12 protein-coding genes are annotated in these 12,417 nt (G+C 67.4%); 7 read left to right on the forward strand and 5 right to left on the reverse strand.

Annotated elements, in window-relative coordinates; genetic code table 11:
• The first annotated feature begins 36 nt into the window (after nt 1-36).
• The 4 genes from AC0KXF_RS11685 (at nt 37) to AC0KXF_RS11700 (ending at nt 4,747) form a co-directional block, all read left to right on the forward strand.
• Nucleotides 37-606 (forward strand): LemA family protein, encoded by a 570-nt coding sequence (locus AC0KXF_RS11685; protein ID WP_223044474.1) that lies wholly within the window; start codon nt 37-39, stop codon nt 604-606.
• Between the two features lie 12 nt (nt 607-618).
• A complete protein-coding gene (locus AC0KXF_RS11690) occupies nt 619-1,494 on the forward strand; it encodes a M48 family metallopeptidase (protein WP_223044473.1) in 876 nt (291 codons plus the stop codon).
• A 191-nt stretch (nt 1,495-1,685) separates the two neighbouring features.
• A complete protein-coding gene (locus AC0KXF_RS11695; protein WP_473109368.1) occupies nt 1,686-3,179 on the forward strand; it encodes an MFS transporter in 1,494 nt (497 codons plus the stop codon).
• 89 nt (nt 3,180-3,268) lie between these two features.
• Nucleotides 3,269-4,747: an aspartate ammonia-lyase gene (locus AC0KXF_RS11700; RefSeq protein WP_473109359.1), complete on the forward strand. Its 1,479-nt coding sequence runs from the start codon at nt 3,269-3,271 to the stop codon at nt 4,745-4,747.
• Nucleotides 4,748-4,892: 145 nt separating this feature from the next.
• Here the strand turns inward: AC0KXF_RS11700 and AC0KXF_RS11705 are convergent, their stop codons facing one another.
• Nucleotides 4,893-5,759 (reverse strand): fumarylacetoacetate hydrolase family protein, encoded by an 867-nt coding sequence (locus AC0KXF_RS11705; RefSeq protein WP_473109360.1) that lies wholly within the window; start codon nt 5,757-5,759, stop codon nt 4,893-4,895.
• Nucleotides 5,760-5,921: 162 nt separating this feature from the next.
• Between AC0KXF_RS11705 and AC0KXF_RS11710 the strand changes: the two genes are divergently transcribed.
• Both AC0KXF_RS11710 and AC0KXF_RS11715 read left to right on the forward strand, forming a co-directional pair.
• Nucleotides 5,922-6,293 (forward strand): FKBP-type peptidyl-prolyl cis-trans isomerase, encoded by a 372-nt coding sequence (locus AC0KXF_RS11710; protein WP_473109361.1) that lies wholly within the window; start codon nt 5,922-5,924, stop codon nt 6,291-6,293.
• Between the two features lie 215 nt (nt 6,294-6,508).
• A complete protein-coding gene (locus tag AC0KXF_RS11715; protein ID WP_473109362.1) occupies nt 6,509-8,008 on the forward strand; it encodes an NCS2 family permease in 1,500 nt (499 codons plus the stop codon).
• 72 nt (nt 8,009-8,080) lie between these two features.
• Here the strand turns inward: AC0KXF_RS11715 and AC0KXF_RS11720 are convergent, their stop codons facing one another.
• The 3 genes from AC0KXF_RS11720 to AC0KXF_RS11730 all read right to left on the reverse strand — a co-directional run bounded on the left by AC0KXF_RS11720 (nt 8,081) and on the right by AC0KXF_RS11730 (nt 11,535).
• On the reverse strand, nt 8,081-9,280 hold the full coding sequence (locus AC0KXF_RS11720) for an ABC transporter substrate-binding protein (protein WP_473109363.1): 1,200 nt from the start codon (nt 9,278-9,280) through the stop codon (nt 8,081-8,083).
• A 175-nt stretch (nt 9,281-9,455) separates the two neighbouring features.
• Nucleotides 9,456-10,283, reverse strand: coding sequence for an inositol monophosphatase family protein (locus AC0KXF_RS11725; RefSeq protein WP_473109364.1), 828 nt, complete (start codon nt 10,281-10,283; stop codon nt 9,456-9,458).
• Nucleotides 10,284-10,320: 37 nt separating this feature from the next.
• Nucleotides 10,321-11,535, reverse strand: coding sequence for an ammonium transporter (locus AC0KXF_RS11730; protein WP_473109365.1), 1,215 nt, complete (start codon nt 11,533-11,535; stop codon nt 10,321-10,323).
• A 255-nt stretch (nt 11,536-11,790) separates the two neighbouring features.
• Here AC0KXF_RS11730 and rpsO point away from each other — a divergent pair, with 255 nt between their 5' ends.
• The gene (gene rpsO / locus AC0KXF_RS11735; RefSeq protein ID WP_223044466.1) at nt 11,791-12,060 is read left to right on the forward strand and encodes a 30S ribosomal protein S15; all 270 of its coding nucleotides are present in this window, start codon (nt 11,791-11,793) and stop codon (nt 12,058-12,060) included.
• A gap of 146 nt (nt 12,061-12,206) precedes the next feature.
• On the opposite strand, the gene AC0KXF_RS11740 is transcribed toward rpsO, so the two are convergent.
• The coding region (locus AC0KXF_RS11740; RefSeq protein ID WP_473108626.1) for a transposase at nt 12,207-12,417 on the reverse strand (211 nt) is incomplete at its 5' end.

Consider the following 12,417-nt stretch of genomic DNA (forward strand, 5'->3'; position numbering starts at 1 on the left):
CAGCGGTTTCATGGGCTTCTTGGATAGGATGCACCCATGTCTGGTGGATTGATTGCCGCGCTCATCGCAGTCGGCGTGCTCGTGCTGCTGATCGGCTACGTCTGGATCACGTACAACTCCCTCGTCACCCTGCGCGTGCGCGTCGACGAGGCGTGGAGCGATATCACGGTGCAGTTGAAGCGGCGAGCCGACCTGATCCCGTCGCTCGTCGAATCGGTCAAGGGCTACGCTGCGCACGAGCAGGGTGTCTTCGAAGACGTGACGAAGGCCCGCGCCGAGACGATCTCCGCTCAGGGGCCGGCCGAGGCCTCCGCGGCCGAGAACCACATGCAGCAGGCGCTCAAGAGCATCTTCGCCGTCGCGGAGGCGTACCCGCAGCTGCAGGCCAGCCAGAACTTCCTGCAGCTGCAGAGCGAGCTCGTCGACACCGAGAACAAGATCCAGGCCTCGCGCCGCTTCTACAACGGAGGCGTGCGCGAGTACAACACCAAGATCCAGGTCTTCCCCAACACGCTCTTCGCACGCGGCATGGGCTTCACCGAGCGCGAGTTCTTCGAAGTCGAAGACGTCGCCTCGATCTCCGAGCCCCCGCGCATCCAGTTCTGACCGAGGCGGCACGTGTACAGCGCGATTCGCCGCAACAAGATCAACAGCGTCCTCATCATCCTGCTGTTCATCGTCATCATCGGCGGGCTGGGCTGGCTCGCGGCGTACATCTACAACTCGCCCGGCATCGTGATCGCCGTCGTGGTCTTCGCCGCGGCGTACGCGCTGTTCCAGTACTTCGCCGCAGGGCGCCAGGCCATCATGATGAGCGGCGCGCAGCGCATCACCGAGGCCGACAACCCGAGGCTCTATCGCATCGTCGAGAACCTCTCGATCACCACGGGTACCCCGATGCCCGAGGTCTACATCGTGAACGATCCGGCGCCCAACGCGTTCGCCACCGGACGCAACCCCGAGAACGCGATGGTCGCCGCCACCACGGGTCTGCTCGACATCATGACCGACCCCGAACTCGAGGGCGTCATGGCGCACGAGCTGGGGCACGTGCGGAACTACGACATCCGCGTCTCGATGATCGTCTACGGCCTCGTCGTCGCGATCGGCATGCTCGCCGACATGTTCATGCGCATGGCGTTCTTCTCGCGCGGCAATAACAACAACGGCAACCCGGTGATGCTGATCTTCGGCCTCGTCGCGATGGTCGTCGCTCCGCTCATCGCCTCCGTGGTGCAGCTCGCCGTGTCGAGGCAGCGCGAGTACCTGGCGGACGCGACGGGCGCGCTCACCACCCGTCACCCAGAGGCTCTCGCGAGCGCGCTGCACAAGCTCTCGGAGTACGGGCGGCCCCTGCAGAGGCAGCAGTCGAGCATGGCGCATCTCTGGATCGCGGATCCGCTGAAGCCCGGCATCATGGATCGTCTCTTCGCGACGCACCCGCCGATCCCGGATCGCATCCGTCGCCTGCTCGACATGGGCGGAAAATTCTGACGCCCATTTACTTGCCCTGAGGGCAGGGCAAGCGGCATCGGCGCGAAACGCTGGCGCGTTTCTTTGAGCGCCTGGCCGGGGCGGAAAATTCTGACGCCCATTTACTTGCCCTGAGGGCAGGGCGGAGGGCTCGCGGAAAGGCGTAAGGTAGAGAGCACCGAGCCAAGGAGGTCGCCCCCGCCGTGTCGAACATGTTCCGCTCCCTGTCGGTGCGCAGTTACCGCATCTGGTTCATGGGGGCGCTGGTGTCGAACATCGGTGCGTGGATGCAGGCCACGACGCAGAACTGGGTGGTGCTGACCGAACTCACCGACAACAACGCGGCGGCGGTGGGCGCCACGATGGCGCTGCAGTTCGGTCCCCAGCTGCTGCTCGTGCCGTTCAGCGGGGCGGTGGCGGATCGCTTCGACCGCCGCAAGGTGCTGCTCGTCACGCAGTCGCTGCTCATGCTGCTCGCCGCAGGCCTCGGCCTGCTGCTCATCACCGGGCACGCGCAGCTCTGGCACCTCTACGGGTTCGCGCTGGCGCTCGGCATCGTCAACGCCTTCGACACGACTTCGCGTCAGGCCTTCGTCTCCGACCTCGTCGGGTCGGCCCAGCTCTCGAACGCGGTCGCGCTCAACTCGGCCTCGTTCAACTCCGCCCGACTGGTGGGGCCGGCCGTGGCGGGCGTGCTGATCGCGGCCGTCGGATCGGGGTGGGTCTTCCTCATCAACGCGGCCTCCTTCGTCGCGGTGCTGGGTGCGCTGCTGCTCATCGACTCCCATCCGCCGAAGCCGGCGACCGGCCCTCGAGAGTCGCAGCTCCGGCAGCTCTCAGCGGGTTTCCGCTATGTCCGAGCGAGGCACGATCTGCTGGTCATCTTCGTGATGGTGTTCCTCGTGGGGGCGTTCAGCATGAACTTCCCGGTGATCTCGTCGACCATGGCCGTCGAGTTCGGCCGGGGAGCGGGCGACTACGGGCTGCTCTCGTCGATCCTCGCCATCGGTTCGCTCTCGGGGGCGCTGCTCGCTGCTCGTCGACCCGCGGCGCGCATGCGCGTGGTGATCCTCGCCGTGGGAGGCATCGGCGTCGTGAGCCTGATCGCGGCTCTCATGCCCACCTTCTGGACGTTCGCGGCCACGCTCGTCTTCTTCGGCCTCGCGATCTCGACGATGCTCACCACGGCCAACGGTTTCGTGCAGACGACGGCGGATCCCGCGGTGCGCGGTCGAGTGCTGGCGCTCTACATGGCGATCCTCATGGGCGGCACCCCGGTTGGAGCGCCGCTCGTGGGCGCCGCCGCCGACGCGCTGGGTCCCCGGTCCACGCTGTTCATCAGCGCCGCGGCCGGTCTCGCGGCGTTCGGGATCGGCGTCACCTGGTTGTTCACGGAGCGCCGGCTGCGCTTCCACCGGGATCGCGGTCTGCACCTGCGAGTGACGCATGCGGGTCGCCCCGGCCTCGACGACGACCCCGGGCGTCAAGTGGAGACGCTCACGGCGCCGATCACCATCCTGCGCCGCAGCGCGACCGCGGTCGGTGCGGGGGAGTCGGTGCCGCAGGAGGGCTCGGCGGCGGCAGCCACCGGCGCCGTGCCGATCGCCGACCTCGAGACAGTGGTCGGGCCGGCGGGGGAGCCTGACGAGACCCCGAAACGGCGGTTCGGGGATGACGGCGAAGATCCTGCGGTGCAGCCGCGCTAGCACGGGGGTTCCTGCTGAATCGCGAGTAGGCTATGAGTCGTCCCCGCGGCCGTTGCCGCACGCTCTCTGACGATGGAGATTTGATACCTGTGAGTGACTTCTTGTCAGCACAAACCCGCACCGAAACGGACTCGCTCGGCAGCCTCGAGATCCCGGCTTCTGCGTACTGGGGGGTGCACACGGCTCGCGCTCACGAGAACTTCCCCATCGCGCGCCGCCCCATCTCGGTGTACCCCGACTTCATCCGCGCCTTCGCGTGCGTGAAGCAGGCCGCTGCACGGGCCAACCTCGAGATCGGCGCCCTCGACGAGCAGCGCGCGACGCTCATCGACCGGGCGTGCGAGGAGATCAAGACCGGTATGCTGCACGATCAGTTCGTGGTCGGCGTCGTGCAGGGCGGCGCGGGCACCTCGACCAACATGAACGCGAACGAGGTGATCACCAACCGCGCGCTCGAGCTGGCGGGGCATGAGAAGGGCGACTACTCCTTCATCAACCCGAACGATCACACCAACCGCAGCCAGTCGACGAACGACACCTATCCGACCGCGATCAAGATCGCGCTCGCCTTCTCGCTCACCAGCCTGCTCGACGAGCTCGCACTGCTGGCCGACTCGTTCGCCGCGAAGGGCCGCGAGTTCTCGCACATCATCAAGGTCGGCCGCACCCAGCTGCAGGACGCGGTGCCGATGACGCTCGGCCAGGAGTTCAACGCCTTCGCCGTGACTCTTCGCGAGGACATCGATCGACTCACCGAGGCCGTCTCGTTGCTCCGAGAGGTGAACATGGGCGCCACCGCCATCGGAACGGGCATCAACGCGGCCAAGGGGTACAAGGAGGCCGTGATCAAGCACCTCCGCGACATCACCGGCCTCGAGCTCGAGACGGCCGGCGACCTGGTCGAGTCGACCAGCGACACCGGCGTGTTCATCACCTTCTCGGGCGCCCTCAAGCGCAGCGCCCTCAAGCTGTCGAAGATCTCGAACGACCTGCGGCTGCTCTCGTCCGGGCCGCAGGCGGGGCTCGGCGAGATCAACCTGCCCGCTCGCCAGGCCGGCTCGTCGATCATGCCCGGCAAGGTCAACCCCGTGATCCCCGAGGCCGTCTCGCAGGTGGCCTACTCGGTCGCGGGAGCCGACGTCACCGTGTCCATGGCCGTGGAGGCCGGCCAGCTGCAGCTCAACGCTTTCGAGCCCATCATCGCGCACTCCCTGTTCCAGTCGATCACCTGGCTCGAGCGAGCCTGTCAGACGCTGCGCGTCAACTGCGTCGACGGCATCACGGCGAACGAGGATCGTCTCGCCGACACCGTCTCGCGCTCGGTGACCGTGATCACCGCGCTCGCCCCGGTGATCGGCTACGCCGAGGCGGCGAAGCTCGCGAAGGAGGCGCTCAGCACCAACGAGAAGGTCTCCGAGCTCGTGGTCGCCCACGGTCTGCTCGACGAGGCGCAGCTCGCCGATATCCTGCAGCCGCAGAAGCTCGCGGGGCTCGCTCCCGAGACGGGCGTCATCGAGACGGTGCGGGAGGCCGCTCCTGAGAAGACCGAGGACGGCGAGGCTTCCTGAGTCGTTCGAGGGGTGCTGCGCTTCGCGCCCCTCGAACAACGCCGAAAGGCTGATTCCGCATGCAGGATCTGCGATCCTCATGCGGAATCAGCCTTTCGGCCTGTCTAGCAGCCGCCGGCTGGCGCGGGCGGCGAGCCCGCAGCCGCTATGCCTCGACGCAGTGCGAGGTGAGTGAGCCGATGCCCTCGATCGTCACGGTCACATCGGTGCCGGGGCGCAGGTAGAGCGGGGGCTTGCGGGAGCGACCCGCGCCACCGGGCGAACCGGTCGAGATGACCGTGCCCGGCAGCAGCGTGAGCGACTGCGAGATCGACGAGATCAGTTGGGCGACGGAGCGGATCATGAAGCCCGTCGTCGAATCCTGCACGCGCAGACCGTCGACATCGGTCGTGATGTGCAGCGCCTGAGGGTCGGCGATCTGGTCGGCGGTGACCACGACCGGGCCGATCGGAGTGAACCCGTCGAACGACTTGCAGCGCGACCACTGCGGTTCCTGGAACTGCACGTTGCGAGCCGTGATGTCGTTGATCGCGGTGTAGCCGAAGACGTAGTCGAGCGCCTCCTCGGGGGTGACGTTCTTCGCGGGACGGCCGATGATGACGCCGAGCTCGCCCTCGTAATCGACCTCCTCGCTGATGTGCGCGGGAAGCGGCACCTCGCCCTCGTGCGGGCCGAGCGAGTTCGGGAACAGGGAGAAGAGCACCGGACCGGAGTCGTTGTCGAGGCTCAGCTCGCTCGCGTGCTCGTCGTAGTTGAGGCCCACCGCGAGCACGATGGGCGGGCCGATGACGGCCGGGGCGAAGGCCGCCTCGGCGATCCTCGTCCACTCGCTCTCGGGAAGATCGGCTGCGGCCGCGCGCAGCCGATCCAGCTCTTCGGGGCCGGCCTCGATGAGCTGCTGCAGCGTCGGGTGGTCGGCGCCGAGGCGAGCCGCGGGAACGAAGCGTTCGTCGTTCACCACCGAGAGCTCGGGGGTGCCGGCGGGGGAGAGGATCAAGTGCGCGAATCTCACGTATCCAGCGTAGCCGACATGCCGATACCCGATGCGTTTCGAGCGGTTCCCTGACGTGTCGGCACCCGATCTTTGTGGGGAGGGCACTGCCGCGCGCGACTGCGGGGTTCCCTCAGAGCGAACGCGGCCGTGCATGTCTCGGGGATCCGCGACAATGGGGGGATGAGTGAATCACCCATGACCAAGCCCGAGATCGAGTTCCCCGAGGGGCCGGCCCCCACTGAACTGCAGATCGTGGATCTCGTCGAGGGCTCCGGCGCCGAGGCGCAGGCGAGCTCGACCGTCGACGTGCACTACCTCGGCGTCGAGTACGACTCGGGCGAGGAGTTCGACTCGTCCTGGAGCCGCGGCGAGTCGATCAACTTCCCGCTGCGGGCGCTCATCCAGGGCTGGCAGGTCGGGATTCCCGGCATGAAGGTCGGCGGTCGCCGCAAGCTCATCGTTCCCCCTGCGCAGGCGTACGGCGCCTCCGGAGGACACCCGCTCTCGGGCAAGACCCTCATCTTCATCATCGATCTGCTGGGCGTCAGCTGACGCCGAGCCCGTCTCGGGCTCGGGGGAGAGAGAAGCGTCTCCACCGGTAGCTGATCGGCGAAGGCGATTTCTCGCCTTCGCCAGCCGACGATCACCATCCGTCTCAGAGCCCGCCCGGACCTCGGGCGGGCTCTTCTGCTGCCGTGAGCTCGGAGTTCTGCCCAGGTGGTAGCGTTGCTGTGTTCAGCAAACGCCCAGCAAGAACGGAGCGGCCGGTGGCAGAGGCTCGTCAGCAAACCAGTCAGCAGATCGCGGAACCGAAGCAGCCGAGCGGCGGCATCGATCGTTTCTTCCGCATCACGGAACGCGGATCCACCTTCGGAGCCGAGATCCGGGGCGGGCTGGTCACCTTCGTGACGATGGCCTACATCGTGATCCTCAACCCGATCATCCTCTCGGGCAGCCAGGATGTGCTCGGCAACTACATCGACGGCAGCCCCGGCGGAGAGCAGGCCTTCGCTCAGGCGAGTGCCGTCACCGCGCTCACCGCCGGTATCATGACGATCCTCTTCGGCGTGGTGTCGCGGCTTCCCTTCGGCTTCGCGGCGGGGCTCGGGATCAACGCCTTCCTCGCGTTCTCCGTCGTCGGGCAGGTGACCTGGCCCGAGGCGATGGCGATCGTGGTGATCAACGGCGTGCTGATCGTGCTGCTCGCGGCAACGGGCCTGCGCCGCATGATCTTCGACGCGGTCCCCGTCGAGCTGAAGCTCGCGATCACGGTCGGCATCGGGCTCTTCATCGCGTTCATCGGCTTCGTCAACTCGGGCTTCGTCACCTCGACGGGTTCGAACTCGCCGCCCGTCGGGCTCGGGATCGGCGGATCGGTCGTCACGATCCCGACCCTGCTCTTCGTGGTGACCCTCATCGTCACCGGCGTGCTCGTCGCGGCGAAGGTGAAGGGCGGCTTGCTCGTCGGCCTGATCGGCGGCACCGTGATCGCCGTGATCGTCGAGGCGATCGCGCACCTCGGCCCGCGCGCCGGGGCTGACGGGGAGATCGCCAACCCGGGCGGTTGGGGCCTCACCGTGCCCGAGCTCGGCTCCGCGCCCTTCAGCCTGCCCGATCTCGGGCTCGTGGGCGCAGTGAGCTTCGACTTCGGCCGCGTCGGGGTCGTCACGGTCGTGATGCTGGTCTTCACGCTGCTGTTCACGAACTTCTTCGACGCGATGGGCACGATGACGGGCCTCTCGCGCGAGGCCGGTCTCGCGGATGAGAAGGGCAACTTCCCCAACATCAAGTCGGCCCTGGTCGTCGAGGGCGTCGGTGCGATCGCGGGCGGCCTCACCTCGTCGTCGTCGAACACGGTGTTCATCGAGTCGGGCGCCGGTATCGGGGAGGGGGCCCGCACGGGCTTCGCCAATGTCGTCACCGGCCTGATGTTCCTGCTCGCGATGTTCTTCACGCCGCTCACCGGGATCGTGCCCACCGAGGTCGCGGCCGCGGCGCTCGTGATCGTGGGCGCGCTCATGATGGCGCAGATCAAGAACATCGACCTGAGCGACTTCCGGGTGCTGCTGCCCGTCTTCCTGACGGTCGCCGTCATGCCGATGACGTACTCCATCGCCAACGGCATCGGCGCGGGCTTCGTGGCGTGGGTGCTCGTGCACGCCTTCAGCGGTCGCGCCCGCAGCATTCACTGGCTGCTGTGGATCGTGGCCGCGGGCTTCGTGGTCTTCTTCGCCCGCGGTCCCATCGAGGCGCTGCTCGGAGCCTGATCGCGACGGCGCTCCGCACGAGAAAGCCCCCGGTTCCGCACATCGCGGCCCCGGGGGCTTCCTCGTTCACGCTCAGTTGCCCAGGATGCGCTGGAATGCCTGCGAGTAGCGGTTGTCCTCCTCGGCGGTGAGCGAGCGCATGTCGAAGATGCGCTTCGACATCGCCTCGTCGGGGAAGATCAGCGGGTTCTCGGCGAGCGCGGGATTCAGCTTCTCCATCGCCTCCCGCGCGCCGGCGACCGGGGTGACGTACTGCACGTATTCGGCGACCTGCGCCGCCACCTCGGGCTCGTAGTAGTAGTCGATGAGCTCGTGCACCTGCTCGAAGGCCTCCGTCGCCTTCGGCATGCAGAACGAGTCGACGAAGACCGAGGCGCCGGATTCGGGCACCACGAACTTCCAGATCTCCTCGCCGGCGTCCTCGTTGAGGATCGCGATGTCGCCCGACCAGGCCATGCCGGCCCAGACCGTCTCCTGCTCGAGATCCTGCGTGTACGAATTGCCCTTGACGGTGGCGACCTGACCGCTCGAGATGTGCTTCGCCGCTACTTCCAGGGCCGCCTCGAACTCGTCGTCGCCCCAGTCGCCCTCGATGTCCACGCCCTGCTCGAGCATGATGAGCGCCAGCGTGTCGTCCTGCTCGGTGAGCAGGTTCACCTTGCCCTTGAGCTCGGGCGCCCACAGGTCCGAGACCTCGCGCACGCCCTTGGGGTACAGCTGGGTGTTGTAGACGAGGCCCGTCATGCCGGCCTGATAGGGGATCGACCACGTGCGCTCGGGGTCGAAGGACGCGTGCTGCACGAGGTCGATCATCTGGGCGTCGACATTGGGCATGAGAGAACGATCGAAATCGGTGAGCTGCTCCTGCTCGAGCAGCCGCACGAGCGTGGTGTCGGACGGGACCATCACGTCGTAGCCCGTATCCTGCTCGAGCTTCAGCTGATCCTTGATCTTGGCGATGAACGTCTTGTTGTCGTCGATGTCCTCGAAGTACTCGACGCGGATGTCGCTCTGCTCCATGAAGGCGTCGAGCGAGGGCCAGCCGCCGGTCTCGTCGTCGTAGTCGAGGTAGTAGGTCCAGTTCGCCCATCGCACGGTGCCGCGCGAGCCGTCGCCCGGACCGCTCGATCCGGCGCAGGCGGCGAGCGAGCCCATGCCCAGCATGGCTGCGCCGAGCGAGGCGCCTCGCAGCAGCTGACGGCGGTTCATGCGGGCGGCTCGCGCCCGGTTCACCAGATCTCGCACGACGGGGTCCGACGGCTGACGGAGCATGTTCCCTCCTTTGGAAACGGCGTCGCGGGCGCGACGCATCTCCGCTCCATCTTCACACAGGCGGGAGACGAAGTCCACGCGGGTGTCAATTGCGTTGACAGAGGCTTCGCCTCCTGGAGTCGTCCAAACAGCCGGGGGTCGGCTCGCCCGTCTCAGCCGGCGGGGATCCCGCGGATCAGTCCCCGAGCACCGCGCTGCGGAGCTGCTCGACCAGCGCGGGGTCCGCGGCGAACAGGAACGGCGTACCCGGAGCGGTGTCCTCGTCGCGCCCGACCACGGCGGCCCCCGCCTCGCGCGCGATGAGCAGCCCGGCGGCGAAATCCCAGGGCTGCAGCCCGCGCTCGTAGTAGGCGTCGAGACGACCAGCGGCGAAGTTGCAGAGGTCGTATGCCGCCGAGCCGATCCTGCGGATGTCGCGCACCAGCGGTAGCACCCGGGTCAGGGTCTCGGCCTGCTCGATCCGCCGCTCCACCGTGTAGCCGAATCCGGTAGCCACGAGCGCGGTGGTCAGTTCGCGCTTGCCCGAGATCGTGATCGGGGAGCCGTTCAGACGCGATCCACCGCCCTCCCACGCATCGAAGAGCTCGCCGGTGCGGGGGTTGAAGACCGCCCCGGCGATCGCCCTCCGCCCGTCGGCGCTCGCCGACGCGTCGGGCACCGTGGCCGCGATGCTCACCGTGTAAGCGGGCAGGTCGTAGAAGTAGTTGACCGTTCCGTCGATCGGATCCACGACCCAGGTGATCCCGCTGGTGCCCTCGATCCCGGCCCCCTCTTCGCCGAGCACGCCGTCGTCAGGGCGGGCGGTGAGCAGGGCCTCGACGATCAGCCGCTCCGACTCGCGGTCGGCCTCGGTGACGATATCGACCTCGCTCGACTTGCTCGCCGAGACCGAGACACCGCGGGCGCGCAACTCGAAGATGCGTTCACCCGCGGTGACGGCGACGTCCGCGGCGAGGCGGGCGAGGGTCTGAGGATCATGGGCGTTCGAATTCGCAGAGGTCATGCTCCCCAGCCTAGAGGCGTGACGGTTCCGGGCCCGGTCACCGCACCGCGGGCACCTCGTAGGCGTAGGCCTCCTCCCCGTGAGCGCCGGCGTCGATGCCGGCCTCCTCGACCTCCACGGGCACGCGCAGCCCGGTCGCGGCCTTCACCGCCAGTGCGATGATCAGCGAGACGGTGAAGGAGTACACCATCACGGAGACCACCGAGATCGCCTGCACCAGCAGCAGGCCGGCGTCGCCGCCCATGAACAGGCCGTCATCGAAGGCGAAGAACCCGAGGTAGAGCGAACCGATCACGCCCGCCACCAGGTGCAGGCCGACCACGTCGAGGGAGTCGTCGTAGCCGAGGCGGTACTTCCACTCGATCGCGAACGCGCACGCCGCGCCGGCGATGAGCCCGAGGAGCAGTGCCCACACGGGGGAGAGGTTCGCAGCCGACGGCGTGATCGCCACGAGGCCGCCGACGGCGCCGGAGGCGGCTCCGATCACGCCGGGCTTCTTGCCGCGCAGCACGTCGACGATGATCCAGCCCACGATGCCGGCGGCGGGCGCCCCCAGTGTGTTGACGAGGATCAGGCCGGCCTCGCCCGTCTCGGTGGCGAGCCCGGAGTTGAAGCCGATCCACCCGAACCACAGCAGCGCGGCGCCGATCGTCACGAGCGGAATGCTGTGCGGCTTGTGCGATCCCGGTCCGAAGCCGAGGCGCTTGCCCGCGACGAGTGCGAGCGCGAGGGCCGCCGCGCCGGCGTTGATGTGGATCACGGTGCCGCCGGCGAGATCGATCACCTCGGGCGTTCCGAGCACCCCGCCGAGGTTCTGGATCCAACCCCCGCCCCACACCCAGGCCGCGACCGGGAAGTAGACGAGGGTCGCCCACACGCCCGAGAACAGCACCCACGAGCCGAGACCGACGCGATCGGCGATCGCACCCGAGATGAGCGCCGTCGTGATCATCGCGAACACCGCGCCGAACCCGACGCCGATGAAGTCCGCGGGCGCGGTGTCGATCAGCCCGAAGTCCTTGAACGGGCTGCCCGCGAAGCCGCTCTCGCCCTCGGCGAAGTAGTTCATGCTGTAGCCGAAGAGGATCCACAGCACTCCGACCACCCCCATCGCGCTCACGCTGAAGAGCATCATGTTCACCACCGAGCGCACGCGCACGAGCCCGCCGTAGAAGAGGGCGAGTCCGGGTGTCATGATGAGTACGAGCGCGGTGCTCGCGAGCGTCCACACGTCCTGCGGTGTGAGTTCCATGGCTGCCGCCTTTCCCTGTGCCGGCGTCGAGCCGGGATCCATCGTGCGACCAGTGTGCGCCGTCGCTGTTTCATGACGGTCTCAAGGCGGTGACGCGAGGATCACCGGTGTGTTTCGAGAGCGTCACGTCGGGCGGGGAGCGCCGCGGCGGCGAAACGGTGCTAAGATGTACAGGTTGCCGTTAGAACGGCCGCGGATAAAGAGAGCCCCAGCATCCCGCTGACGGCGCCGCGCAGCAACAGAAAGGGGATCCCTATGGCACTGAGTGCAGAAGTCAAGAAGGCGATCATCGACGAATACGCGACCAAGCCCGGTGACACCGGTTCCCCCGAGGTGCAGGTCGCAATGCTCTCGCAGCGGATCAAGGATCTGACCGAGCACCTCAAGGCTCACAAGCACGATCACCATTCGCGCCGTGGCCTGCTGCTGCTCGTCGGCCAGCGCCGTCGTCTCCTGGGCTACCTCCAGAACGTCGACATCAACCGCTACCGTTCGCTCATCGAGCGTCTGGGTCTGCGCCGCTAGTCGATCGCCTTCCCGGGCTTACTGGCGCCCCGTTCCTCCTCGGAGGAGCGGGGCGCTTCTGCGTGTGCGGGCACGGTGCAACGACTTCAGGTCGTCTCGTTCAAGTAGGAGATCTTGCTCCACGCGGGCGAATCTCCGGGGCGGGTTCAGGGGGTCGTGTGAACACCGGTGTGTTGATCGTTGCTGAGTAGCTTAGTCAGGGCTTCTGCTGGGGTGTGCCAGTCCAGGGTTTGTCTGGGGCGTCCGTTGAGTTCCGCGGCGACTTGATCAAGATAGTTCTGGCTGTGTCCGGATAGGACGGTGCCTTTGGGGAAGTACTGCCGGAGGAGTCCGTTCGTGTTCTCGTTCGTGCCGCGC

The sequence above is a fragment of the Leucobacter holotrichiae genome, assembly GCF_055791005.1.

Excerpts from the sequence above, each read along its gene's own strand:
- AC0KXF_RS11685 (WP_223044474.1), top strand. The coding sequence starts at position 37 with ATGTCTGGTGGATTGATTGCCGCGCTCATCGCAGTCGGCGTGCTCGTG.
- AC0KXF_RS11695 (WP_473109368.1), top strand. The coding sequence starts at position 1,686 with ATGTTCCGCTCCCTGTCGGTGCGCAGTTACCGCATCTGGTTCATGGGG.
- AC0KXF_RS11710 (WP_473109361.1), top strand. The coding sequence starts at position 5,922 with ATGAGTGAATCACCCATGACCAAGCCCGAGATCGAGTTCCCCGAGGGG.
- AC0KXF_RS11720 (WP_473109363.1), bottom strand. The coding sequence starts at position 9,280 with ATGCTCCGTCAGCCGTCGGACCCCGTCGTGCGAGATCTGGTGAACCGG.
- AC0KXF_RS11725 (WP_473109364.1), bottom strand. The coding sequence starts at position 10,283 with ATGACCTCTGCGAATTCGAACGCCCATGATCCTCAGACCCTCGCCCGC.
- AC0KXF_RS11730 (WP_473109365.1), bottom strand. The coding sequence starts at position 11,535 with ATGGAACTCACACCGCAGGACGTGTGGACGCTCGCGAGCACCGCGCTC.
- rpsO (WP_223044466.1), top strand. The coding sequence starts at position 11,791 with ATGGCACTGAGTGCAGAAGTCAAGAAGGCGATCATCGACGAATACGCG.